At 58.9% G+C, this 23,532-nt stretch carries 15 protein-coding genes; 9 read left to right on the forward strand and 6 right to left on the reverse strand.

Features of this window, described 5'->3' with window-relative positions; all coding sequences use genetic code 11:
• Positions 1 to 367: 367 nt before the first annotated feature.
• On the reverse strand, positions 368 to 850 hold the full coding sequence (gene smpB, locus R3C19_04825; protein ID MEZ6059666.1) for an SsrA-binding protein SmpB: 483 nt from the start codon (positions 848 to 850) through the stop codon (positions 368 to 370).
• 677 nt (positions 851 to 1,527) lie between these two features.
• Between smpB and R3C19_04830 the strand changes: the two genes are divergently transcribed.
• From R3C19_04830 to R3C19_04845, 4 genes are all read left to right on the forward strand, one after another.
• Positions 1,528 to 3,237 carry a sigma-70 family RNA polymerase sigma factor gene (locus R3C19_04830; protein ID MEZ6059667.1) on the forward strand — a complete coding sequence of 570 codons (1,710 nt, stop codon included), beginning with the start codon at positions 1,528 to 1,530 and terminating at the stop codon, positions 3,235 to 3,237.
• Positions 3,238 to 3,515: 278 nt separating this feature from the next.
• The gene (locus R3C19_04835; GenBank protein MEZ6059668.1) at positions 3,516 to 4,001 is read left to right on the forward strand and encodes a type VI secretion system tube protein Hcp; all 486 of its coding nucleotides are present in this window, start codon (positions 3,516 to 3,518) and stop codon (positions 3,999 to 4,001) included.
• A 675-nt stretch (positions 4,002 to 4,676) separates the two neighbouring features.
• Complete coding sequence (tssI, locus tag R3C19_04840; GenBank protein ID MEZ6059669.1) at positions 4,677 to 6,722, forward strand: type VI secretion system tip protein TssI/VgrG; 2,046 nt, start codon at positions 4,677 to 4,679, stop codon at positions 6,720 to 6,722.
• 59 nt (positions 6,723 to 6,781) lie between these two features.
• Positions 6,782 to 8,020, forward strand: coding sequence for an FHA domain-containing protein (locus tag R3C19_04845; protein ID MEZ6059670.1), 1,239 nt, complete (start codon positions 6,782 to 6,784; stop codon positions 8,018 to 8,020).
• 196 nt (positions 8,021 to 8,216) lie between these two features.
• Here R3C19_04845 and R3C19_04850 read toward each other — a convergent pair whose 3' ends face one another.
• From R3C19_04850 to R3C19_04860, 3 genes are all read right to left on the reverse strand, one after another.
• Entirely contained in the window at positions 8,217 to 10,133 is a 1,917-nt protein-coding gene (locus R3C19_04850) for an RDD family protein (protein ID MEZ6059671.1), read from the reverse strand.
• 251 nt (positions 10,134 to 10,384) lie between these two features.
• Positions 10,385 to 11,080, reverse strand: a complete 696-nt coding sequence (locus tag R3C19_04855; protein MEZ6059672.1) for an FHA domain-containing protein — start codon at positions 11,078 to 11,080, stop codon at positions 10,385 to 10,387.
• 59 nt (positions 11,081 to 11,139) lie between these two features.
• Positions 11,140 to 12,123, reverse strand: a complete 984-nt coding sequence (locus R3C19_04860; protein MEZ6059673.1) for a hypothetical protein — start codon at positions 12,121 to 12,123, stop codon at positions 11,140 to 11,142.
• Between the two features lie 678 nt (positions 12,124 to 12,801).
• Between R3C19_04860 and R3C19_04865 the strand changes: the two genes are divergently transcribed.
• Positions 12,802 to 14,721 carry a hypothetical protein gene (locus R3C19_04865; protein ID MEZ6059674.1) on the forward strand — a complete coding sequence of 640 codons (1,920 nt, stop codon included), beginning with the start codon at positions 12,802 to 12,804 and terminating at the stop codon, positions 14,719 to 14,721.
• A 100-nt stretch (positions 14,722 to 14,821) separates the two neighbouring features.
• Here R3C19_04865 and R3C19_04870 read toward each other — a convergent pair whose 3' ends face one another.
• Both R3C19_04870 and R3C19_04875 read right to left on the reverse strand, forming a co-directional pair.
• Positions 14,822 to 18,268, reverse strand: a complete 3,447-nt coding sequence (locus R3C19_04870; protein ID MEZ6059675.1) for a hypothetical protein — start codon at positions 18,266 to 18,268, stop codon at positions 14,822 to 14,824.
• A 297-nt stretch (positions 18,269 to 18,565) separates the two neighbouring features.
• Positions 18,566 to 19,654: a MoxR family ATPase gene (locus tag R3C19_04875; GenBank protein ID MEZ6059676.1), complete on the reverse strand. Its 1,089-nt coding sequence runs from the start codon at positions 19,652 to 19,654 to the stop codon at positions 18,566 to 18,568.
• Between the two features lie 269 nt (positions 19,655 to 19,923).
• On the opposite strand from R3C19_04875, the gene R3C19_04880 reads away from it, so the two are divergent.
• The 4 genes from R3C19_04880 (at position 19,924) to R3C19_04895 (ending at position 23,416) form a co-directional block, all read left to right on the forward strand.
• Positions 19,924 to 20,793: a 3'-5' exonuclease gene (locus R3C19_04880; GenBank protein ID MEZ6059677.1), complete on the forward strand. Its 870-nt coding sequence runs from the start codon at positions 19,924 to 19,926 to the stop codon at positions 20,791 to 20,793.
• Between the two features lie 310 nt (positions 20,794 to 21,103).
• On the forward strand, positions 21,104 to 22,231 hold the full coding sequence (locus R3C19_04885; GenBank protein MEZ6059678.1) for a hypothetical protein: 1,128 nt from the start codon (positions 21,104 to 21,106) through the stop codon (positions 22,229 to 22,231).
• Between the two features lie 200 nt (positions 22,232 to 22,431).
• Positions 22,432 to 23,052: a 4Fe-4S binding protein gene (locus R3C19_04890; GenBank protein MEZ6059679.1), complete on the forward strand. Its 621-nt coding sequence runs from the start codon at positions 22,432 to 22,434 to the stop codon at positions 23,050 to 23,052.
• 7 nt (positions 23,053 to 23,059) lie between these two features.
• Entirely contained in the window at positions 23,060 to 23,416 is a 357-nt protein-coding gene (locus tag R3C19_04895) for a hypothetical protein (protein MEZ6059680.1), read from the forward strand.
• The last annotated feature ends 116 nt before the right edge of the window (positions 23,417 to 23,532 follow it).

A 23,532-nucleotide genomic window follows, 5' to 3' on the forward strand; every position in this document is an offset into this window, starting at 1 on the left:
GAAAACACGGTATTCGGCTCACCGGGCGGCCAACAGACAAGCAGGCTCCTGAATTCCCGCTTCTCCATCACTTCCCACCGATTGCCGCATAATGCAACACGTGTTCCGGAATCCTTCGAATTTCCGGGCCGGCCTGACGAATGCCGGATCCCGCGCAAAGGAAACGATTCACATCACTGCAAAGCGGCACCGTAACCCGGCCGACACCGGCCCGAGGCATTTCGATCGTCGCGCCCGAACCCCCGATGGGGCGATTCGGCACGGACAGCCTTGAATACCCGCCAGCGGCAGGGTCGAAGGAAATCATCTGATCGAGAGAATTCACATCAGGCCGTGGCCGTGTGCCGAGTCCATCATTGAGGAGACTTCAGCGGCGTTTCATCGCCGCCTGCATATCCCGCGCGTCGGCTTGTTTCCGAAGCTGCTGCCGCTTGTCGTGCAGCTTGCGCCCGCGGCAGAGCCCCAGTTTTACCTTGACAAAACCCCGCGCGAGAAAGACGGAGAGCGGGACAAGAGTCAGTCCCTGCTGTTCACCATGTTCGGCAAATTTTCGAATTTCGCGGCGATGCAGCAGCAACTTTCGTTTCCGTTTGCGTTCATGATTATAGACGGTTGCCTGGGGATACTCGGCGATGTCCGAGTTGATCAGCCAGACCTGTCCGTCGTCGACGCGGGCATACGCTTCTTCAATGGAGATCTTGCTGTTGCGGATGCTCTTGACTTCACTTCCGTACAACTGAATACCGCAGTCGACCTCATCGAGCACATCGTATTCGTGTCGTGCTCGGCGGTTTCGGCACACGATTCGCGAGTTCGGATCGTCAGTATTCTTTTTCTTTGCAGCGGCCATGATCGGACGGTCTGTAAGCTTTCGTGGCTGATTGGTGTGACAGACGCCAGAGGGAGATGCCTGTGAACATGGTCATATCGATGACCGAAAGGTCTTCCATTCTTGCCGGGCGGGTTTTTCCCGTCCAGCGGAGGTGGTGGAACGCGTCAGATCTGCTGCGATAGTGATCTGGACAGGATTTTGAAGGTTTCCGGGAAAGTCGTGAAATCTGCCGCTCACTCAAGTTGACGCAGGCCGTCAGCCAGGCGAATAATCTGAGCCATGCGATTTCCCGGGGGAAGCACCGTGGAGCGGAAATCGGCGAATGCGATCTGCGTGCTTTGAGCTGAAGGAGTGGTGAAACGAGCACACTGCGGGTACAGATCGGTGAGCCGCTGCGTAACAATGCAAGCGAGCGGCCCTGCGTGCCAATGCATCCTGTGCACTGCGGATTGTCGGAAATCACGCGACAGTCGATTGATTTTTCTGAAACACCGGTATGCTGAAGGATTCCGGTCGCGCGCGTCGCGACCGGGGCAACTGACACTGTGCGACATGCCATCAGCGTCAGCATTTGCCCAAATGCGTGTGTCTCACACGGAGGCACGGACACTCGTACTTCACTGGGCCCTGCCGTACTCCGAACGAAGTCGTGAGGAATCGCTCGGCTTGAGGAACTCAAGAAAAAGGGGACTCGTGTGCATCGTCTCGATTCAGGAATGAAGGCGATCATTGAAAAGGCCAGGGAACGAGGATTCGTCACCATTCAGCAGGCACATGCATGGTTGCCTGACGAAGGTGGTGACCCCGCGATGGTCGACAACTTGATTAAGGCAATGGATGCCGAAAAGCTCGATTTCATCGAAGACCCCGATATTCCACTCGAACCGGAACCTGTCGAGGAAACCGTCAAGGAAGAACAGGCCGAAAAGGCTGCTCGCGCGCTGCTGGGACCGGAAACATCAGCTCTGTCGTCGCGCGATCCGATTCGCATGTATCTGAGCCAGATGGGGAATATCCCCCTGTTGAGCCGGGATCGCGAAATCTTTCTGGCAAAACAGATCGAGATCACTCGCAAGCGCATGCGGCGACACGTCGTCGAATCCGACTTTGCCCTGCGAATCGCCGTCGAAACCATCGAAAAAGTCCAGCGCGGTGAACTGCCATTCGAACGGACGCTTCGAACCTCGGAGACAGAAGACGTTCGGAAAGAGCAGATCGAAGGCCGCATGGAACTGAACCTGCGAACGCTTCGACACCTGATGGACGTCAACGCCGCCGCGTTCCACGCCTGGCGAAAGCTGCCTGACAACAATCCCGAAAAGGCAGTGCTGGCCCGGCAGATTCAGGAACGCCGCGTCAAGATGTGTACCCTGTGCGAAGAACTCAGCGTGCGAACTCACCGGATGCAACCGGTGATGAAACGCATGCTGCAGATCGGCGAACGGATCGAACAGTTGCAGGATGAAATCGCCTGCCTGAAGGGCCTGCGCACAGCCGAATCGGAGCGGCAGTCCCTGGAACGAGAACTCGAAGAGTACATTCAGATGGTACTGGAGACTCCCGCGCAGTACCTGCAACGGTGTCGCGAGATCCGGAAACGCATGGACGGCTGGACTGATGCCAAGCAGAAACTGTCCGGCGGAAACCTGCGACTGGTTGTGTCGATCGCCAAGAAATATCGCAACCGCGGGCTCAGTTTTCTTGACCTGATTCAGGAAGGCAACGCCGGACTGATGCGCGGTGTGGAAAAGTATGAGTACCGCCGCGGCTATAAGTTCTCAACCTACGCCACCTGGTGGATTCGGCAGGCGATCACGCGAGCAGTCGCGGATCACGCCAGAACCATCCGAATCCCGGTTCACATGTTCCAGAATATCTCGATGCTGAAGGCCAAGGCCGAAGAAATTCGGCAGAACACCGGCCGCGAGCCGAGCAACGAAGAGCTGGCTGAAGCCGTCGGTATGAGCATCGAAGAAACCGAACGGATCATGAAGACCTGGAAGCATCCCATCAGCCTGGATACTCCCGTCGGTGAAAGCGAAGACAGCAGCTTTGGCGAGTTCCTGGAAGATTCGCACGAAAGCAGCCCGGCCGAATCAGCAGCCAAGCAGATGCTGCGTGACAAGATTGACCACGTGTTGAAGAGCCTGACATATCGCGAGCGGGAAATCATCAAGCTTCGATACGGGCTCGGCGACGGATACAGCTACACGCTGGAAGAAACCGGCCGCATCTTCAAGGTCACGCGGGAACGGATTCGCCAGATCGAAAGCAAGGCACTGAAGAAGCTTCAGCACCACACTCGGGCGATCCACCTGAAAGGATTCGTCGACCACGTCACCGACGAAGACGATGCCGCAGAACCCGTTGACGCCACTTCCGAAGGACATGTGGAAGTCGCGTAATTCGTCTCCTGGGTTCCCGCCTTCGCGGGAATGACCGGATCGCTGACTTCCGATGGACGTGTGAAAGTCGTGTGATCCGTCACCTGGTACTCCGGAAACAGCCCGACGCCAAAAACGTCGGGCTTTTTTTACGGCGGAAATCGCCTGAAAATTACGCAACCGGTTTCGACGAACCCGGAGAATAGGCCTACAACGGCCCTGAGTCAGGGTCGGGACACGGAAGCCGGACAGGGGTTTGGCTCCGACCGTTTTGGACCACAGAACCAGGGAGACATGAAATGCCAGCGTACATTAAGCTCGGGGACATCAAGGGCGAAGCCACGGATTCCGGACACAAGGACTGGGTCATCATTCAGTCCATGAGTTCGCCGATCTACCGGTCGATTCCGGAAGGTGCCAAGGACCATCAGCGAACCAAGGGAGAAACCACGCTGGGCGACATCGTGGTGATGCGGGAACTGGACAAGTCGTCCACGAAACTGCAGGAAGCCTGTGCCAACGGTACGTTCTATCCGGAAGTGGAAATTCACTTCTGCTCGACCGTCGGCAACAAGCAGGAACCGTACCTGAAGTACAAGCTGTCCGACGTTATCGTCAGCAGCTATGCGATTTCCGCGAATTCCTCCGGCGATCCGCTGCCCAGTGAATCCATCACACTTGGCTACACCAAGGTCGAATGGACCTACGTCACGCTCGACCCCAAAACCGGCAAGCCGGTCGGCAACGTCCCCGCCAAGTACAACCCCGGCGAAGGCAAGAGCTAAGCAGCCGATGGAACCGTTTCGAGCGGTCGGTTGCCGGCCGCTCGGACGGCTTGTGTGCGGCGTGAATTTCGGGTTTGCAGCCTATGTTGCACGAAATTGACAATGCCTCAGGCGATTCGAGATTTTGGGTCTCAGGGCGCTGTGGTTCTCCGCAATTTTCGGGTCCGGCTGGACTCAGACGAATGCGAAGTACCACGGCGTCTTTTCGCTGCGCGCGAGGCCATCGACGGTAACTTTCACTGCCGCGGAATGCCGCTGAAGCGGACCCGGTGAACTGCGAGCGGTTCTCGTTTGCGTGCAGCCGGCGATGCGCGGGGGCGGAGTCCGGTGCTTCGAGAGCCGAGTATTGATCGATTGGACGGTTGCTGTCATCGGGCGCGATCCGGGGATCGATGTCAGCGGGAGGGCGAGGCTCCTGCCGAGCCGCGTGTGCTTATCAGATGACGTCTGGCAGACCACAAGACCTGCGGCGCACGGACGTACGAAGTGGCGTCGTTCCTCTATCGGAATGGGTTGCAGGTTGTGTCAGGCAGATTGTTCCTCCGCGGGCCTGAATTCGACGCGAAACACTGGACGCGGACACCGGCGACACGGACGACCGTCGAACCAAAGACTGTAAGGCTTCAGTGACGGCCGATCGACGCTGCTGAACTACCCCACGAACAGGATCAGGCTATGGAACAGTTTCTCCAGGACGATCGTCCGATTGGCGTCGAAACACCGCTGGGAAAAGACAAGTTGGTGCTGAATTCCTTTTCCGGCGAAGAACGCATGTCGGGGCTGTTCCGCTTCGATCTGCAGCTGCTTTCCGACGACGGCGGAATAAAGCCGGTGGACATCGTCGGGAAAGATGTCGATTGCTACGTTCGTTATCCGGACGGAACGCCCCGGTACTTCAACGGCATCGTCAACCGTTTCGCGTATGCGGGCCAGAGCGATCGGTCGCATCTGTACCGGGCTCAGGTTGTTCCGTGGGCGTGGCTTCTGACGAAAGGCGCAGATTGCCGGATCTGGCAGCAGATGTCAGCGAAGGACATCATCGATGCTCTGCTGAGCGAACTGGGATTTTCCGACTTTGCATGGGACGTCAAGCGGACGCCAGTCACACGAGTCTACTGCGTTCAGTATCGAGAGACGCACTACGATTTCATCACGCGGCTGCTGTCCGAAGAAGGGATCTACTTTTACTTTCTGCACCAGCAGGGCAAACACGTGATGAAAATGTCCGACCATGTCGACGGCGTGTTCGACTGCCGCGACGCCGAAGTTCAGTTGCTGTCGAATCTGTCGCAACCGGAGATCACCGACAACCTGACGGGCTGGGAACACGAGTATGAATTCACGACGGGCAAGTGGGCTCTGGCCGACTACAACTTCGAAACGCCGTCGACGTCACTGCTGGTCAATAAGAAGACCCTGGTTCCGCTGCCCGACAGCAGCCGGTTCGAAGTCTATGACTCACCGGGCGAGTACGGTGTGAAGGGCGACGGAGATACGCTGTCCCGACTGCGCATGGAAGCGGAAGAGGCCGGCTATGACACAATATCCGGAGGAAGCGAGTGCCGTTCGTTCTCGCCCGGCGGCCGCTTTACGGTGACGAAGCATCACAATGCCGGCGAAGAAGGTGGCCAGTATGTGCTGACCGCCGTGCAGCACAGCGCTCACGTCGGCGGCAGCTATGTTTCCGGTGGAAGTCATTCGGACGAGATCTACCAGAATCAGTTCCGAAGTATTCCGGCCCCGACGATCTTTCGACCGCCGCACCGTCCGCGGCCCGGTGTGCATGGCGTGCAGTCGGCCGTAGTCGTCGGTCCGGCGGGGGAAGAGATCTATACCGACGAATTTGGTCGCATCAAGGTTCAGTTCCACTGGGACCGACTGGGGAAAAACGACGAAAACAGCAGTTGCTGGATCCGGGTGTCTCAGGTTCATGCAGGCCAGGGCTGGGGCATGATGGACCTGCCGCGGATCGGTGAGGAAGTGATTGTCTGCTTTGAGGAAGGCAACGCCGACCGGCCGCTGGTGATTGGTCGAGTCTACAACGGAGAGAACTCCCCGCCGTTTGCACTTCCGGCGGAAAAAACGCGGCGCGGAAACACGACGAAAAGCCACAAGGCGGGTGGTTACAACGAAATGTCCATGGATGATACCGCCGGCGCGGAACAGATCCGCATCAACGCTCAGCACAACATGGACACCAAAGTCGGCAACAATCAGACGCTGGATGTCGCTGTCGACCGGACCGTCACCATCGGCAGCAATGAAGCGACGACCATCGGCGCCGACCAGACGCTGGACGTCGGCAACAACCGCACGGCATCCGTCGGGACCGACGAGAATATCGAAATCGGCGCGAATCAGACGTACCGGATCGGCAGCGATCAAAACGGTGAAATCGGCGGAACCCGCGGGACGACGATCTCGGGTGACGACAACCTGAACGCCACGAGTCAGAATGTCGCATTGTCCGGCGACCAGAATACCGACGTGTCCGGCAGCATCACGATCAAGGCGGGCACGACCATCACGATCGAAGCCGGCGTGTCGATTGAACTGATTGTCGGCGGCAGCACAGTCCGGATCGATCAGGCGGGAGTCAGCATCAAGGGCGTGGTCGTCAAGGCCGAAGGAGACGCCACCGCGTCGATGAAGTCACCGGCGACGTCGATCAACGGTGATGCAACTTTGACGCTGATGGGAGGCATGACCAAAATCAATTAGCTCTGTAGAATGGCTGCCGCGTTTTTTGTGAGGAGCAGCTCCGGAAAGTACACCGAACGATGCAAGTCTTCCTGCAGGTCCGCGAAGGATCTTCCAGCAGAGATGTCGCCGTTGTCGATCCCGATCGCCTGTTTACCGTCGGCCGAGGTGAACAGAACGACCTGGTGTTCGCCGGCGATCCGCAGATGTCGTCGCGGCATCTGTCGATCCAGTTGCAGGGTGAAGTCTGCATCATCCATGATTTGAACAGTACGAACGGAACGACGGTTAACGGCAGACGCATCAGTTCCGCGAAAGTCGCGCATGGTGATGTGCTGCGGTGCGGCACAACGGAACTGATTTTCGATTTCTCGGATGCTGACCGGGGACTTCCGCCGCGCCCACTGCCGCAGCGATCCGCCGTTGACCCCCGCAACATTGACACTGTGCTGGCCATGGAGGAACTCGATCTGACCGTGCCGTTTGAGCAGCGGTCTCGCGAGGGATTTCTTTCCGACGATCGGTCAACCGAGCGTCCGCCTGCCGCTGCGGCACGTCCTCCTCATCCGGTCCCGGCCGCTTCAGTATCGGTGCCGCCACCGGTCGCCGCGACTCCACCGCAGATGGCCCCGCCGCAGACGATTTCTCGCGCGCCGGAGCCCGCACCGCAGTCCGTGGCCGTTGCGGCGGCTCCCGTCGCCGATTCACCGGAGGAACCACGGCATCGGAAGTCGGACATCACTCAAACGCGCGGCTTCAGCGGGGAGACCGCCACCGAAATTGTCAGTCGGTTCAGGCTTCAGCAGGCATTGCCGCTGACTCCTGAAGACCGCGAAACGCCCGAACATTACCTGCAGCGGTTGCAGCCAGTGCAGGACGGAATCCCGGCGCTGAAGTTTCTGGCCTACGCGCTGCCGAAGCGCTGTGGAGTCTGGTGGCTGGTGAAATGCGTTCGTTCCATCGATGAACTCTATGACGGCGAAGCGGAACTGCTGCAACTGACGGAAGCCTGGGTCAGTGATCCGACCGACATCAACCGCCGCAGCGCGATGGAAGCGACGGAAGGTGCCGACATGAGTCGCCCGGCAAGCTGGCCGGGAATGGCGGCGTACCACTCCGACGGCAGCACGACGCCTCCCAGCGCTCCGGCCGTCCCCGCGAAGGATAATGTGACGGGTCAGTCGATTTTTGCCGGTGTGACATTGGCAACGCTGCAGGGATCCGCTGCTGCCGTGGCGGCTCGCCGAATCCTGTTCACGGAACTGGGACTTCGCATCGCGATGGGCGAATTGCCGTGGAAAGACGGCACGCCTCACTGAGCACCCGGCCCGGCGAACATGCCTTTCGAAGCGGGCCGTCACCGCCCGTGACGTGACACGGCTGACAGCAATGCCCGCGAGTGTCTGACCAACCGTGAATTGCGGAATGCCGATGTGAACGATACTTCGGGAGTGCCAGGAAACGCCCGATCCGGCAACGGCTGGGAGGGCGAGGCTGCCGTCCCGAAACCGTGCTTTACTGCCGATCGTCTTCGCCGCGCCAGACGACTTTGGTTTTGGTCATCAGGTCATGCATTGCCCGGTGATCTTTTCGGAAGTAGCAGATCACGAATCCAATGTAGAGCGTCAGGGCCGTGACAAGTGCGGAAAGGGCTCTGCCAAAGCCCTGTTTCAGCGTGATTGGCGTATCGTCGTCGTTGAGTACGAGCAGTCCCAGCGCTGATTTTCCGAGCGTCGCACGATTCTGACCCGACTCCCAGCTTGCAAAGTACAGACCCCACAGAACCAGCATGATGATGGCGTTGATGCCGAATCGAACGAACATTGCGACTTGTGCCGACATGCCGTACAGGAAACCCACCAGCCCACCGATCAGAATTGCCGCGACGAACGCCACCAGAGCCAGTACGGTCAGCAGGATGCTGTCCACCAGATAAGCCAGAAAGCGCGGACCAAACCCGGCGGGTTCCAATTCGACCTGCTCGTTCACCAGGGAAAGGTCCGGTCGGAAGTAAAGGCCGTAAAGCCCGTACACGCGCATCATGAAGATGGCCGGAAACGCGAGTATTCCGAACAGCAGAAAGCACGCTGCAAACGACACGACAAACAGGAACGGGAACCGGTAGAACACAAAGCTTCCGGTGCTGAGAAAGTCTTCCGGGTTGTATCCGAACATGCCGTTCAGCGCGGGATTTTCGATGCTTTGCGTATAGAACCGGGAAACCTGTCCCCACTGAGCCGCCGTGATTCCGCCGATCGCGCAGGGAATAATCAGCACCAGAAAGAACAGCAGCATTCCCACATACAGCGATGGCGCCAGAGTTTTCAGAGTATCCCGGGCCATCCAGTTCAGCAGCCACGCTCGAAACGTGTATCGCTGCGTCATATGCACCAGCGCGGCCGGAAGAAACAAAAGAATTGGCAGAAGGAAGATCACAACCCACAGAATGGCTGTCGCCACCTGGCTGCCCGTCGCCAGCTGAACAACTACCGGGATCCACAGAAACGGGTACAGCAGCACCAGCGGCCAGACCACGGAACGGAACCCCAGCGCCATGCTTCCGAACAGGTCCGTTTGAAAACGCTTGATTTTCTTTTCGCCGGCCAGAGTGACTTCGACGATCTTGATCGCCAGCGTCCATGCCCAGCCGCCGAATCCGAGTATGAAGACGCTCAGCATCGACACCCAGAAATAGGTCGGCGGCGACAACCAGGCCCCAACGTGCGGAGGCGGAAGGATGAGAATTCCGCCGGGAACGTTGCCCTTTGTGTATCTCTTTCCGTCGTAGGTGGCTTCATCGGTTGGTTCCTGAATCGTGATGATGACGGCGGTTCTCTGGATCTCGATATTGCCCTCCGCGGAATCCCGCAGCTCGATGGTTCGCGCCTGCAGATACCAGTTCAGCGTGAACGCACTGCAGATCGCCATCGTGGCGGTGAATCCCCAGATCACGCCGGTGCGAACGGCGTAACCCCAGTGCTTCTGCAGGAACCTCCAGGAGTTCTTCCAGATCTTCCCGTAGAATTCTTCCGGCGGCGGTCCTTTTCTCGCGCGGCGAAGGCGTTCGCGTTCACTAAGAATCCCGGTTTCGATGTTCACGCCGCACTTGGGACATTCGACGTCGTCGATTCCCACGGGCGTCGTACAGTTCGGGCAGACTCGCCGGCGCTTGTCGGCCGCCTCATCCAGATTCAGTCCGCCAAACAGATTTTCCGGATTCCCGGACGCGGCCGGTCGTCCGGATCGAGCGAGTTTCCTGCCGGTTCGCTGTGTCCCGGTTCGACCGCTTTTTGAACCGGCTCCCGCCGACGCGCCGCCGGACGGGACTTTCACCGGGGCACTGCATTCCCTGCATTTGACAACGCGACCGGCAGCCTTGTCGGAGACCGTCAGGACGGTACTGCATTCTTTGCAGCGAACCTTGATGGGCATGTGTGACTCTTCTGACGGGACGTAGCCGGGTGAAACGAATCCGGGCGGAACGGCGGCAAGCCACAGGTGCGTTGCCCGGGAGAGAATTTCCCTTCGAACCAGCCTGGTTCGGGGCACCTAACATCGTTGGCCGATGCCGCGGAATCAAGCTGCGGCAGGAAAAAAATCTGATTCACCCGGCCAGCGGCGGCGGTTATGCAATGCCGCCGCTGGAATCGGAGAATTACGACAACATTCGGCCCGGTGCTGTTCTATTCGTCGCCGGGGTTGGCAACTTCGCGCAGGTATGCAGCCAGGTCGCGTTGCAGCAGCAGCAGGTTCTGCCATCGGTCCCACGGCACGTCAACCATCGGCATTGAAGCGGACTCATCCGGGTCGATGGCTTCTACGGCGACTTCCCGAAGGCGTTCATGGATGAAGCTCAGCACGTCGCTCAGGCACGCTCTGTCGGCCGCCGAAAGGACATTGGGAAGCGGCGGACGGCCTCCGGGAAACAGGGGCAACTGCAGATTTTCTGCATTCAGATCTGACGACAGACTGAATTCTGCCTGCGAATCGGCCGCTGCCGACAATCGAGGAACGTTGTCCGGATGCTGCAGCGGATTCAGCGCGGCAACCGTCAATCCCAGCCGAGCGGCCCGTGACGAGATTTCGTCGTCACTGCCAAACAACAGCGTGCAGCGCCCGATCTGCAGATGATCGCCGGCCTGCAGAACTCGCAACTGAACCGGATGACCGTTGACCCGGCTGCCGTTGGTACTGTTCAGGTCGGTCAGTATGACGCGGCCACGATCTTCCTGCAGCTTTGCATGAATTCGGCTGACGCGCTCGTCATTCAACTGAATCGTATTATCTTCTTCGCGGCCGATGGTGACGGGAAGCGTCAGTGCTTTGTAGATGCGCCCGCGTTCAAGACCTTCGAGTACGGAAAGGGTCACTTGTACCATCAAATCTGAGCCCGAACATACGGTGTCGCAGGGCGGCGTGTGTGGCGGTCGTCCGCAGATCAATTCAGGAGCTTGCTAACACGTGTCCGCCAGGGATCCTGCAGTTCCTTCAGGTTGTGATTGAAGAAGTCGGCGATGTTCTTTTCCATCAGGTTTTCGCCGCTGGTGCTTCGTAATTTCAAAAAACCTTCCGCGGACGCCGGTCCCGGAGCCAGCCGGCGCACCTCTTCGAAGCCTTCCTCCCGAGGCTCCACCGGCCGGAACAGCGATTCGGCCGATTTCTTCTCCTGCCTGCTTTCCTGAGAATAATACACATGCACGGCGATGGGAGGCACGATCGAGGAGACAGCCTGCATTGTTCCAAGCGCGTTCAGCCCGCGGACGCTGGACTTTGGGCTCAGCATCAGCAGTGCCCGCACATCCTGGCCTCGCGGCGTGCTGGCAGCAGGCGTGGGAGCGTCGTTCCAGGGTGCCTTCGCCCAATCGTTAACGGCAAAGGTGGCGGCCACCAGAGCGCTGGAGCCGGCGGCGCCGATCCCCAGTTTGCGGATATTCAGCTTCTTCAGTTCGTGCTCCTCGATCAGGAAGTTCTTGACGGCTTCCAGGTCTCCGAGCACCATCGCCTGGTAATCTTCGGCGGCGAGACGATTCAGCCGGGCTGCGGGGACGGCGTCACCTTCGGGAACACTGTCGCCGTGCTTTCGCAGGTCCACAGACACGACGGCGAAACCAATTCTCTGCAGGGCTTCGGCGGTCTCATCCCAGACTCGGCGAGTCATGCTTCCGGCTTCACGACCTTCCGCACCGGGCAACAGGATCACCACGGGAGCCGGTTCGGTGGTCTTTTTCGCTTCGTAGTATGTGACGTGAATCGGCCATCCGTCCGGGGCGTAAAGGATGCGGTCGTCGCCAGCGCCCTTTCGAGCCGCGGCGGCCTGCTGGGCATACGCAAACGACGGCAAAATCGACACGGTCAGCAGTATCGCGCCGAGGACGACGATTCGATGAGAGATCTCGTGCTTCGAGTTGGTGAAAGGCATCATCGCAGCTCCACTCAGTCGGCGTTCCTGTGGGCATTGAAATTCCTGGGGCGTTCTACTCCCGCCGGCCAGCGACGTCGGCAACCTGGCGGTATCGGACACCCGCGACGGTCAAAAACGGGCGAATACCCGACAAACAGTCTACGGTCGGTTGAAAGCCCGGTCAATTTACGGCATTCCTTTGCAGCCTGGTCGCGGATGCATCTCGGACGAAGGGAATCGGGCTAACGCCTGAACGGGATCATCCGCGGAAATTCAACGATACGAGACAGTTTCCGCCAGGAAAATGGTAAAGTTCCTGAACGCAATCCACTATTCTGAAGAACGCGGCGCACGGGATTCACGGATTGCCTGAAACGCCGTGTGGCTCTAATCGACTCGATTCACGTAACCGGAGTCTTCAAGTTACGATGCGTGCGTCTGACGGCTGGTGTCCCGAAGTCCCGCGCAATGCGTGTTGACCGGAGCAGATTGTGGTGCGAGCTTCCGGCGGGATCGGCTTCTGAAGCAAGGGCCGGTCCTGGCTAAAGAAGCCATCGTGCCGATTGCAGGGACGGTTCAGATGCATCCGGGAACACAATTCAGGACTGCCCGAGTGTTGTTCGGTATATGATCTGCCTGTCCGGGCCAGCCTCGGCGGGCTTTGTTCGTCAAATCCTTCGTTCGGACCAGTTTGTATCCATGTCGTCAAAAGCGTCAAACACGTCAAATGCGATTCAAACCTGTCCGGGCTGCGACAGCTTCATTCTGTCTGACACCTATGAGTGTCCGGAATGCGGACATGTTTTCGACAAGTCCAAGGCGGCAGCCGCCACAGCCGCAAAGCAGGCTCGCGATGCCGAGAAGGAAAAATTTAACGCTCTGCATGACCCGTGTCCGAGTTGCGGCGAAATGGTGCGGACCGGATTGGTTCGCTGCTGGCGCTGCAACTCGTTTATGCGACAGGACATTGCCGAACGCTACCAGAAGCTGACCAGCAATCCCCAGCCAATCATCTTTAGTGACATCCCGGCAGAACAGCGGACTGAGTTCATTCCGCCACGGCCGGGAACGCGCTCCGGCGGGGGATACGGCAGCGACGTGTTCGACGCGGAAGACGATCAGGACGATGAATTCACGCTGCAGGGCATCGGATCATCGGACGGTGGCGACCGCGAGTTCGAGCTGGATGCCGACCTTCACCAGCGCTCGGCAAAATCGACTGCTGAAGCCGCAAAGACGCCGCCCGCCGCGCGCACCGACGGTCCCGATCAGCCGACGAAGCAAACGCCTGGCGGCGCGACTGCGGACTCAGCGAAATCGGACGGTTCGAAATCCGAAGGTGGTGCGGACGCCGCGACGAAGACCGCAGCCAGTGAAAAGGCTCCCGCCGGCGTAGACGCGGACGAGCTTCTCGGTATCGCACTGAAGGAACAAAAAGAAGCCCAGCAGCGTCGCCGTAACCGTCTGGCTGAAGCGAAACGCAAGCGCATTCTGATTCCGTGCAGTTGCGGGGCCTGGGTTCGCGTGACGGAAGAACAATCCGGACGCACAGTCCGCTGCCGCCAGTGCAAGAAACCGGTGCTGGTACCGGAGATCAGGAAGAAGGAAAAACCGGCAGTTGCCCGAAAGAAGGAAGCCGCTCCCGAAATCAACGTGGACTGGGTCGAAGATGTGCATTTGCACGTTCTGACTCCCACGGATCTGGTGCTGAAACCCGGCAGCCTTGAAAAGTCGTTCGAGCCCGTTGACGTTGGATTTCATGAAAGCGGCGTTCACATCGTCAAGTTGGGAGCTGCCGCGAAGGGAAAGAAAAAGTCACTGTTCGGTCGCGGGTCAGGCGGCGATTCGTCAGCAGCGGACCAGCGAACGGAGGTACGCGCTCATATCACAAAGACCGGAGGTTTCGCTGACGTACAGAACGCCGAAGTGATGACGATCAACGCCGAGAAAGCGACTCAGATCAGAATGGTGCAGCCGGTTTCCGCGGCACACGAATCCATGTTCGCCGGAGTCGCAGTGTTCGGAGATGGTCGCATCGCGGTCTACCTGCCGCTGGATCCCGGAGAAAGCCGACAGGCATTTCTGTCGTTTCCGCTAAGCACGTTTCGAACCTTTGCCGCCCGACTGAAACAGACGCATTCCGTCGAATTGCCGGCCGAAGAAAACGGCGTTCCGGCAAGAGAAGAAACCGAAACCCTGAGCTGCTTCATCAGTCAGTCGCGGGTCGAATCGCTGAAAAACCTGTCTTTCTATCAAAACGACCCGGGATTCCAGTTGGAGCTGTCCGGGTACAAGTGCTGTGCGTGTGGAATTGCCGTTTCGGAAGAGTCCCGCGCGAAGCAGAAACTCGGCGGTGCCGCGGGCAAATCGATTGCAAAAGCAAAGTGCCCGAAATGTTCCAGCAAGTTCGGCAATCTGCCGCTGTACCGCATCGTCAAGGGCGCAGGCGAAACGGAAGTCCGCCCGTCGATGCCAGTCGGCGGCGCCGAGACAGACAATTCCGCCGCTGCGGAACCGTCGGCTGAGACTGAGTCTGAGTCACCAGCCGCCGGCACGATTGAAACCGCCGCGTCCGGCGCCGATTCAACGCAGCCGGTTGCCGATGCCGGTCAGTCCTGAACCTGCAGCCGGATGGTTTCTGCCGACGACGTTGCGTACGAACCGCAAAGCGCGATCATGATGTGCGTTCGCGCCGTTGGATGAAGAAGGCAGGATCACGCTATTTCTTCGATCTGGCTTCCGCGACTTCGCTTCGCGGTTCCATATCCCAGACACGAAGCCGGTTTTCCTCACCTGCGGTCGCAAGGAATCGACCGTTGTTCGACATGCCAAGTCCAATGATCGGACCCGCATGTGCCTTGAACTCCGTTGGCGGCCGATCCAGATTTCGAAGCTGCCAGCTCCAGACACGACCTTCCCAGTCTCCGGCAAACAGTGTCTTGCCATCCGGTGAAAACAGTGCCACGGGGCGGTGCCCTGCGACGTCGCGCAGCGGAAGTTCGGAGATTGGCTGCCCCTTTCGCGTGTCGATGACGACAACTCCCTTTGCTCCGATCAGGGCCAGGGCTGCGTCCTTTCGATCGACAAACATCATCTGTGTATCCGTCATCCGCGTATCCAGCATTGGCTCCGTTGACGAAATGGTGACAGCCTTGTCTTCAGGCCAGCGGTCGCCCGCTTTTTTCCAGATTCGCAATTGCAGCTTACCGTCGCTGTGCCGACCGTACGTCGCCAGCAGCTTCCCGCCCGGCGAAGGAAGAATCAGAGTTGGACCCAGGATGTCGGGGTCCGGGTTCAGCCTTGCGACGTCCCATTTTCCCGTCACGTCTTCCTTCAGGATCGATGCCTTTTCCTGCAGAGTCTCGGCGTCAAGTTCAAGAAGCCGGAACTGCGTTCGTTCCCGAACACTGACGAACAGCGAGTATCCGTCCGATGAAAGCGCCATCGCCGGCACTGCGCCTTCGAAGGCTTCCAGTGACCGTCGGCTTTCTCCGGTCTTCAGGTTGCGGATGGAAAGCACATCTGCCGCCATTCCCGGAATGCCGGTCACACCCAGAACAGCAGCATCCGCGATTCTTCCCCACTGCCACGAAAGTGCCTGCTGTTCTTCGTCGGCAAACTTCCCGGTGACCAGGTCCATCGTCGCTGAAAGTGGCGACGGCATCACCAGTCCGCGAGTCCGGTCCAGTGCAAGGTCGTAGACGCCCTGCGACCTTCGCCAGGTTCGTAGCCTTGACCCCGTCAGGGTATCCCAGACGACCACGGGCTGATCTGGAGCGGCTCCCCGCATCAGCTTGCTTTCCAGAAACTGAGCCGCTGCAAGAGTTGTGGCGTCATCGCAGAGAGACAGGACAACTCGGCGGATCGGGCGTGACTGGAAGTCAAATTCCGTCGGCATGGTGCTCAGGAGTCCGGGCTGGCCGTCATGAGCAATGGGATCGACATCCGCTGAGGAGTCCGCTGTCGGCTCGGCCGCGCGTTCCGGGTCCTGCGACCGGATCGCCGTAATTCTCTCGCGAAGCCGTCGACGCTGCTCTTCCGTTTCGGAAACTCGAAGCTGGTGCTCATACAGCGCCAGCAGCGGATTCGTCGAACGAATTCCGGTCAGTGTCAGATTGTTTTGAGCGGTCGTGATATCGCGGTCATAGTTCCTTGCGATTGTGTTCGCGCTCTGACGCTGCACTTCACCGTTTTGAATGACTTCTCTGGTGACCAGGTATGCGTCCTTCGGCAGGGTGAACGTTTCCTTTGCTTTTGCGGAGTCGGTATTACCAGGAACGTCCGTCAGCAGAGCAATGCGATCATCGCTGATGGAAAAGACTCCAGCCGGAGTGCTGCGAAGTTCGACAATCGGCCCGGAATGCAGCTTGAACGTTGCGACCATCTGCTTTCGTGCCAGGTCAAAGTGTGTGAGTGACCCGTCGAGTCGGCCAATGTAGGTCAGCTTGCCGTCGTGCTTTCGCTCCATCGCTGTGATTGCACCTGATACGTCGCCCAGGTCCGGAGCGAAGACGGTTTCGTATTCGACGTCGTCGCCGTTCAGGTCGGTTCCCCGGACTGGTTCGCCTCCTGTCAGTGCGCGTCGAAGGATTCGTCCGTCGGCCAGTCCCACGACGATTCGGCCGTGTTCTTCCTCAATCAGTCCTGAAACCGGCTGCGTATCGTCGAGTGCCTGCGATGTAACCCGGTCAACGATGGTGCCGTCGTCCGTCCTGAAGATCGTTACGACTTCGTCGGACGTCACAACAGCCGCCAGCTTTCTGGTCTCGGAAAAGAACAGATTCAGGATCGGTGACGAAGGCAACTCCACGTTGAACAGCGGCTGAACAGTCACCACAGGGGTCTCCGGCGACACGGCTTCGGCCTCGGTCATTGTCAGCACGGGCGTCGGCTGCTGCACGACCTTCGACGTTTGCCAGATCTGACACAGGCCGTGTTCTGTGACGGTCATCAGAGATTCGCCGTCAATGGCTCTAATCAGCACGATTCCGGAATCTGCCAGCCGTGACATGGCACGCCGTTCATCAAGGAACGCGAACAGATCCTGTGAATAGATGTCCCAATCCTGCAGGTTCGCGCTGCTGCGCGCAATGAGGCGACCGTCGGCCGTACCGACGACAACCGTGTCGCCTCCGTCCAGCAATTCAATGCTGCGGATTTCGCCGGGGAGTCCGATCACAGGCTGCGTCGTCACTTCTTTCCTGTTTCTTGTAACAGCCATGACGATGTCAGAATCGCGCGCAACACCGGACCGTGTCGTCCAGAACGATTCCGTGCCCAACACCTCCACCTGGGTACTCACGACACCAAGACTGCGTTCACCGGATGTCGCTGCGATCCGGGATCCGTCATTCGTAGCGGCAACGTAGAAGCGGCGTGCCAGTTGATTCTGCAGCTTCACCCATGCCGCAGTCGCAATCGCGAAGCGGCCGGTCCGTGAAATCACAGTTTCTGCGGCTGCGGCGACACCACCGACCGTCGGTTTCCGGCCACCATCTTCCATTTTCAGACGATCGAGCAGTGACAGTCCGGCCGAAGCCACAGACTCGTTCTTCGATTCGGCCCTGCGTTTTTCCGCGTCGGCATTCGTTCTTCCGCTCGCCGTCAATAAGTCGTCACTGGCCACAGCGGCGTCCGGATTCTGTCGCGACGGCGAGTCGCTGGCGGAGACTGTCTCAGGCGTCTGAGCCCCGGCGACTGATTCCGATCCCGTATTCGAATTGCCTGGTGCCGGACTCAGGGCTGTGGATTCGCTGTTCGGTGCCGTCGAACCTTCGGCATCGGAGGCGGGTTTCTGCGCTGGAGTTACCGCATCACCGGTTTCAGTCGGAGTGACAACAGTCGTCACAATGTTTGTCGAATCTGCGGCGACGTCGAGGCCGATATTTTCGGCGACCCCATTCTCGGCCACCGGCGCTGGCGGGAGTGATGCGTTTGCGGCGTCTGCTTCCGGCGAGGCTGTTGCATCCACAGCGGCTTTCGTTGTTGCATCCGCGTCGGCCGTTGTTGCTGCGGAAGCGGATGTGTCCGTGTTTGAGTCCGGTTTGTTCTTCGCTCGAAGTTCGGCTATTCGTTCCGGCGGCTTACTGAAGTCGACCTGTTCTCCGCAGCCGATCACAAGTCCAATGGCTGCGACAATCATCAGCGGCAGAATTCGTCTGAACACGATCCGTTCGTTCCTCAAAACCTGATATCTCAAAGTGAAGTCCCTCGCGCCGGGCGACTGGATCGCCCGTTACGCTCGGCGACGTGCGACCGTTCCCGATTGCAGATGGCGGCGGCGCAGGACGCTGTCGGCGGAGTCGTCAGACATCAGAACCGCAGCGATTCCACAGTAGAATCCCGGCGTTAATTTCTGATGAATTTGCTCCACGCCTTATCGCGGCGTCAGCGAATTCGTTTGGCGATCACGGAAATCGCGAAGCGCTCGCAGCCCGGCTGATCTCGCGGCGATTAGCACGTTCTATTGCGGCGGGGCCGGCTTTCCAGTGCGCTTGCGTGCTCGTTCATGCAGTTCGACGGGGACGAACTTCAGCAGTCGCTCGATGACGTCGTCCGTCGTGACGCCCTGGCTGTCTGCCTGATACGTTGTGACCATGCGATGCCGCAGCACCGGCCTGGCCACGTACTTGATGTCGTCGGTCGTCACGTGGAACCGACCTTCCAGCAGCGCTCGCGCGCGAGCTCCCAGAATCAAATACTGGCCGGCTCGCGGTCCCGCTCCCCAGCTGACCAGTTCCTTCACAAACGGCGGCGCTTCCGGTTCGTTCGGTCGGGTTGCCCGGACCAGGTCTCTGGCGTACACGAAGTTGTATTCGGCGCAGGGTACCTTGCGGACAACTTCCTGCAGTGCCTGGATCTGTTTTCCCGTCAGTACCGGAGTCAACTGCGGCTTCTCGCTGCCGGTAGTCTGCTTCAGAATTCTCAGTTCTTCGGCCGCCGTGGGATATTTGACCACGATGTTGAACATGAAGCGGTCCAGCTGCGCTTCGGGCAGCGGGTATGTTCCTTCCTGTTCGATCGGATTCTGCGTCGCCAGCGTGAAGAACGGATCAGGAAGCTGGTACGTGCTGGAACCGACGGTGACGTGTCGTTCCTGCATGGCTTCCAGCAGTGCCGCCTGGGTCTTTGGAGGCGTACGATTGATTTCGTCCGCCAGCAGAACGTTGGTGAACAGCGGGCCTTTGATGAATTCAAAATGTCGCCGGCCGGTTTCGGGATCGTCCTGCAGAACATCCGTGCCGGTGATGTCGGACGGCATCAGGTCCGGCGTAAACTGAATTCGCCGAAAGGCAAGCTGCAGGATGGAAGCGATCGTGCTGCACAGCAGAGTCTTGGCAAGACCCGGTACTCCGACCAGCAGGCAGTGGCCACGGCAGAACATTGCAATCAGCAGTTCGTCGACGACTTCGTCCTGGCCGATGATCACCTTGCTGATTTCCTGACGCATTCGCTGATAGGCGGCGGTCAGGCCCTTAATCGCCTGTTCTTCCAATTGCTCCGTCGCGAGCGGTCGTGACTCGCTTTTCGCATGTTCCTGCTGTTGTGACATTCGTCGCTCGAAGGGATCGTGGACCGGTGATTTTGCGAACATTGGAACGACAACGCTCGGGAATTGCGAGCGGATTTCGACCGATGCCTGGCGAACGCCGGCGCGTTTGGGCATGATGTTCGACCGGTGTCACTTCGTTCGCGTTTGTTGTATCGGGTTTCCTGCCGGAACAAGTCGCGTCGGCGCGACAAGCACGCGGACGTGAACTGCCGGGCATCGTCTCCTCCGAATCCTGAATCTCCGCCTAAGCACCCCTGAAAGTTCCATCCATGAGCGACGTGAAGTACCTGATTTTCGACGTGGAAGCTGTCGGCGACGGCGGTCTGATACAGCGGGTCAAGTATCCGGATGAGCAGCTTTCGGAGCGCGAAGCCATCGAGCGGTTTCAGGCGGATCTGCTGGAACAGACCGGACACGACGTACTGCCGGCGACGTTTGTGCTGCCGGTGTCAGTCGCGGTCGCCAAGGTGACCGCCGATTTTCGCCTGACCGAACTCTGTGTCCTGGACGCCCCGGAATTCCGTCCGGAAGAGATCGTCAGAAAGTTCTGGCAGGGCTGGATGCACTACGGGCGACCAACGCTGGTGACGTTTAACGGTCGCGGCTATGACCTTCCAGTACTTGAATTCGGCGCGTTTCGATATGGACTGAGCCTTCCGGCATGGTTCAACGTGGAATCCCGCAGCTTCGAGCAGGCTCGCAACCGCTACAACATCGATCGGCATATCGACCTTCAGGATCTGTTTTCCAACTTCAGCGCGGTTCGAATCAGCGGCGGACTGAACCTGATGGCGAATCTGATCAGCAAGCCGGGGAAGTCAGGTGTCGACGGTTCACAGGTCCAGGGGCTGTACTGGGATGGTCAGGCCGACAAGATCAACGACTACTGCCGCTGCGATGTGCTGGACACGTACTTTGTCTTCCTGCGCAGCCGCGTACTGATCGGGCGCCTGACGCTTGATGAAGAACAGGCACTCGTCGAGGAAACGAAGGCGATGCTGAAGGATCAGGCCGATGAGCACCCGGCCTATGAGCATTATCTGCAGCACTGGGACGCTCGGGAACGTTCGACGCGCCACTGCGCCGAATCGGAATCGCCAGCCGTCACCTCCGTCGACGCGCCGCTGGAGCAGGTGTAGCCGCCGCCAGTCGGTCGAATGGCTCCTCGGCCAGCGAACGGTCCCAATGACCCCAATGGTGTCCCGCATTCCGCAGCGCCGCGTCTTGTTCGGGAAATCTGTTGTTCCAGCGAGAGATTCTGCTCGTCTTAACAATTTCTGAACACAGAGCCGCTATCCCGCGCGAAGTTGAGTCAGGCTGACGTAGTCCGACCGAAGAGGCATCTCCACGTTGGCCGCCTCCTGACAGAGGCTGGCCCTCGGACGGGCGACGGCTGTCTTCCACGACCGGACCTGTTGGACGTGGTGTTGAGGTAATGAGACCTTCGTGATGGCCGAGTGCAAGTACCGAATTCAGACGGTGCAGGGATTGTCGAAGCAATACACGCTGGAGCAGCTCCGGCTGCGCAAGGCAGACGGGCTGATCGACGACGCTTCGAAATGCACTCCGGACGACGGAGACTCGTGGACTCCGCTGGGCATGCTGCTGATGATGCACGGCGATTCTCGCGAATTGCATCCTTCTCCCGGCAGACGGCAGCGTTCAGCACCCACGACGCATAAGACGGCGTCATCGGAGTCCGAAGAACGAGGTGCGTCGGCGACGCTCGATGTGACTCCCCGGTTTCTGAGAAGTCGCCGGGCCACCGCAGTCATCCTGTCACTTGGGCTTGCCGCGGTGTTTGCTCTCGGCTGGATGTCCAGCGGCTATTTCCGGAGCCCGAACCCTGAATTGTTCGGGGGAAAGTCGACGGAGGTCGGCAAAGCGCTGAGTCCGGAAGAAATGACTTCGAAGATCGACGCAATGGAGAACCGACTGCGATTTGTTCAGTCGACTCTGCCAGCGATCGAGAAGATCAACCGAAAACTGGATTTCGAGGCACGCGAGAACTCCACCGTTCCGCTGATTGGCTATCAGCCGCGCGAAGTGACGGCTGACGAGAAAGTCCTTGTTGATGAGCGACTGATGAGGTACAGCCGGCTGGTACGCGAGAAAGGCGCCAATGGCAGCCGGCTGGATGACAGTACCGTTCGGACCTACAGCCGTTACCTTGTGGAGCTGATTGAACTGATCGATTCTGAACGGACCGGCCGCGACGATGCCCTGATGAAGCTGGCGGAGCTGGTGAAATTCATTTATCTGCTGCAGTTGGGGAACCTGCGATCAGGTAGCCAGCCGGCACATCAGGAAGCGGAACAACTCATCCTGGAATCTTCGAACATTGGCCTTCGCAGGCTGTTTGTCGAATTACAGACCGGGGACGTTGGCTTCTACGACGTTGTGGCGTCGGCAACCCCCCGGGAACGCGCCGGGATGCTGCTGGTTCGCTACTGGTTCTATCGGGCTCACAATCCCGCTGACGTTGACCAGTGGCTGCAGAAAATGCTGGCGGATATCGATCCCGCATATCACGGAGAAATTTACAAGTCGATCAACGAAGTTGCCGCCATCGAATGATCACTTTGGAGTCCCTGTGATTCTCACTGGCAGGAAAGGCCGCGACAATAGTCGCAATTCCCGCGTTCGCCGCGACGGGCGGTAGTCCCGAACGCGGAATCGTCGTAAGTTTCACCGGCGCTGATCTTGCGCCCGGCCGGTGACCGATGTACCATAGTGCGGCTCACGGCTGGCATTAGCATTCTCACGCAGGTACTTCGATGACCATTTCAGCGACAGAATACTTTCGAACTCGCAAAGCCGATCGGAAGAAGGAAACCCGCTACCTGAACGTGATCAACAAGGACAACTGCACGTCGTGCGAATCCTGCGCTTCCGTGTGTCCGGTCGACTGCATTTACGAAGTCGTCAGTCCCGTTCCGTCTCAGAGCTACCACCAGATCGATACCACTCGCTGCATCGGCTGCCAGATGTGTTATCGGTCGCCCAGTGACAGCAACGACCTGTATACGCTGACGATCTGTCCCTGGAACGCCATCGACATGCTTCACAATCCCAATGTGAAGCCGGATGAACATTCCGTTCTGGAACCGTACTATCGGGGCAGCGATTCCGATTTGCCGTGGCCGAAGCTGGAGGAGTACGCCTATCAGTTGTTCCTGGACGGCGAAGTCTTTATTCCCGCCGACGAAACCGCCCTGCACTCGGTGTTTGGACTGCTGCAGCAGGAAGCGTGGATGTACAGCGAAGCGGATAATGTTCGCATCGTGCAGGAACAGACACAGGCCGGTGAAGGCTACGTGCGCTATGCCGCCACGGAATCGGGTCGCGATCTTCTGGACGTGATCTTCGATAACTACCAGCGGATCTTTATGGATTGAAGCCACTGTGAGCCCAAATCACAGGACGCTTGCCGTTCCCCTGCTGCTGATCGTGACTGGAACCGGATGGCTGTTGTCCGTGTTGGGCATCGCTCCGGAAATCGACTGGGTGTGGACTCTGGCCCTGGCGTTAATTGGCGTCATGACTTTTGTGTCGGTCGGGTTCGACAAGGGCACGCTGGTCATCGGCGGCTTCTTTCTGGTGACAAGCATTCTGTCGGTACTGCGACAGACCGGCCGGATCACCTTCAATGCGGAGGTGCCGGTGTTGCTGATCTCCGTCGGGGTGCTGATGTTGATTGCTCGCCACCCGGCAATTCCCAGGCCGGGCTGGATCGTGGAATCGCGGAAGGACGAGCAATGATTCTGCACGCATTCGCGGGCGTTTCTCGTTTCCACCCCCCGACCGCCTTGCCTTCCCGCCTTCGCTGTCGATAATCCGGGTTCTGAAAGCAGCCGTCCTTCAAGGAGCGGGACGCT

The sequence above is a fragment of the Planctomycetaceae bacterium genome, from assembly GCA_041398785.1.
Classification (GTDB): Bacteria; Planctomycetota; Planctomycetia; order Planctomycetales; family Planctomycetaceae; genus JAWKUA01.